This is a genomic window from Cupriavidus sp. 96C5-1 (assembly GCF_057798855.1).
The window spans coordinates 1-2,579 of record NZ_JBYOJU010000112.1; the positions used below are offsets into that span (position 1 = coordinate 1).

Sequence of the window (2,579 nt, forward strand, 5' to 3'; positions counted from 1 at the left end):
AAGTGCACGGGGCATGCCTGCCTGCGCGCACCCGGGCGGCGGCATCAACGCACCGCGCTGGCCTCCGCCACCGCTACCGCCGTCATATTGACGATACGGCGCGTGGTGGCCTGCGGGTTGAGGATGTGCACCGGCTTGGCCGCGCCCAGCAGGATCGGGCCGATGGTAACGCCCTGCCCGCCCGTGATCTTGAGCAGGTTGAAGGCGATATTGGCTGCGTCCAGGGTCGGCATGACCAGCAGGTTGGCGCTGCCGGCCAGCTTGGTGCCCGGCAGGAAGTGGCGGCGCACGTCCTCGACCAGGGCAGCGTCGCCCTGCATCTCGCCTTCCACTTCCAGGTGCGGCGCCTCCCGCGCCAGGATCTCCTGGGCGGCTCGCATCTTCTTGGCCGACGGCCGGTTCGACGAACCGAACATCGAGTGCGACATCAGCGCCACCTTCGGGTGCTGGCCGAAGCGGGCGATTTCCTCCGCGGCCAGTTGCGTGATGGCCGCCAGTTCCTCGGCGGTGGGATCGTCGTTGACGAAGGTGTCGGTGATGAACAGCGTGTACTTCTCGAGCATCAGCGCATTCATCGCCGCGAACACCTTGGCGCCCGGCGCCAGGCCGATCACGTCCCGCACATGCTCCAGATGGGCTTCAAAGCGGCCCACGGTGCCGCACAGCAGCGCGTCGGCGTCGCCCATATGCATCAGCATGGTGCCGATCAGCGTATTGGAGCGGCGCAGCGCCACCTTGGCCATGTCGGACGTGACGCCGTCGCGGCCGCGCAGCGCGTGGTAGGCCTCGTGGTAGGCGCGGTAGCGCGGATCGTCTTCCGGGTTGATCAGCTCGAAGTCCACGCCCGCCTTCAGGCGCAGGCCAGCCTTCTCGATACGCATCTGGATCACGTGCGGGCGGCCGATCAGGATCGGGCGCGCCAGGCCTTCGTCGACCACGGTCTGCACCGCGCGCAGGACACGTTCTTCCTCGCCCTCGGCGTAGGCGACGCGCTTGGGCGAGGCCTTGGCCGCCGTGAACACCGGCTTCATGATCAGGCCGGTGTGATAGACGTATTGCGTGAGCTGCTGGCGATAGGCTTCCAGGTCCTTGATCGGACGGGTGGCCACGCCGGACTCTTCCGCGGCCTTGGCCACGGCCGGCGCGATCTTCTCGATCAGGCGCTGGTCGAACGGCGTCGGGATGATGTAGTCGGGACCGAACTTCAGTTCCTGGCCGCCGTAGGCAGCGGCAACGGCGTCGTTCAGCTCGGCTTCAGCCAGTTCGGCGATGGCCTTGACGCAGGCCAGCTTCATCTCTTCCGTAATCTTGGTGGCGCCGCAATCGAGCGCGCCGCGGAAGATGTATGGGAAGCACAGCACGTTGTTGACCTGGTTCGGGTAGTCCGAACGGCCGGTGGCGATGATGCAGTCGGGACGCGCGGCCTTGGCCACTTCCGGGCGGATTTCCGGTTCCGGGTTGGCCAGCGCCAGGATGATGGGCTTGTCGGCCATGGTCTTGACCATCTCGGCGGTCAGCACGCCGGCGGCCGAGCAGCCCAGGAACACGTCGGCGCCGTTGACCACGTCGGCCAGGGTGCGGGCCGAGGTTTCCTGCGCGTAGCGGGCCTTGTTGGGCTCCATATTGGCGTCGCGGCCGGTATAGATCACGCCCTTGGAATCCACCACCGAGATATTGGTGCGGGTCACGCCCAGGCTCACCATGGTGTCCAGGCAGGCGATGGCCGCCGCGCCGGCGCCCGATACCGCCAGCTTGACCTTGGCGATATCCTTGCCCACCACCTTCAGGCCATTGAGCAGCGCCGCCGCCGAGATGATGGCGGTACCGTGCTGGTCGTCGTGGAAGACGGGAATGTTCATGCGCTCGCGCAGCTTCTTCTCGATGTAGAAGCACTCGGGCGCTTTGATGTCCTCGAGATTGACGCCGCCCAGGGTGGGCTCCAGCGCCGCCACGATCTCGACGATCTTGTCCGGGTCGCGCGCATCGAGTTCGATGTCGAACACGTCGATGCCAGCGAATTTCTTGAACAGGCAGCCCTTGCCTTCCATCACCGGCTTGCCGGCCAGGGGACCGATATCGCCCATGCCGAGCACGGCGGTACCGTTGGTGATCACCGCCACAAGGTTGCCGCGCGAGGTGTACTCGGCCGCCATGGCCGGGTCCTTGGCGATCTCTTCACAGGCGTAGGCCACGCCCGGGGAGTAGGCCAGGGACAGGTCGCGCTGGTTGGACAGTGCCTTGGTCGCGTTTACCTGGATCTTGCCCTTGGTCGGGCTGCGGTGGTATTCCAGCGCGGCCAGGCGCAATTGCGCTTCAGGACTGTTGGGGGCGTGTTGCGGTGCATCACCGCCGGTCTTGCTGGTCATTATGCTCTTCCTGGAAGTGGCCCGGCCAGCGCCCGCCAGGGCCGCTCCGGTCGTAAAGGGCAGATCGGCGGCGCCGCGCGTCCCACGTCTTTCGGTAAACCAAAATAGATCGGCGCGAAATCCTCGGCCGGCAGATTAGCGAATCGCTCCTGCTCGATGCCTGTCGTCGGTGCCCGGAGCAGACCGGCACAGACCTCGTACATCGCAATGCTC

2 protein-coding genes are annotated in these 2,579 nt (G+C 66.1%); both read right to left on the reverse strand.

Annotated elements, in window-relative coordinates; genetic code table 11:
* Nucleotides 1-44 precede the first annotated feature (44 nt).
* The gene (locus AC3FOF_RS44470) at nucleotides 45-2,366 is read right to left on the reverse strand and encodes an NADP-dependent malic enzyme (RefSeq protein ID WP_488730308.1); all 2,322 of its coding nucleotides are present in this window, start codon (nucleotides 2,364-2,366) and stop codon (nucleotides 45-47) included.
* On the reverse strand, nucleotides 2,366-2,579 hold a 214-nt coding region (locus AC3FOF_RS44475), incomplete at its 5' end, for a hypothetical protein (RefSeq protein ID WP_488730309.1). The genes AC3FOF_RS44475 and AC3FOF_RS44470, both read right to left, overlap by 1 nt.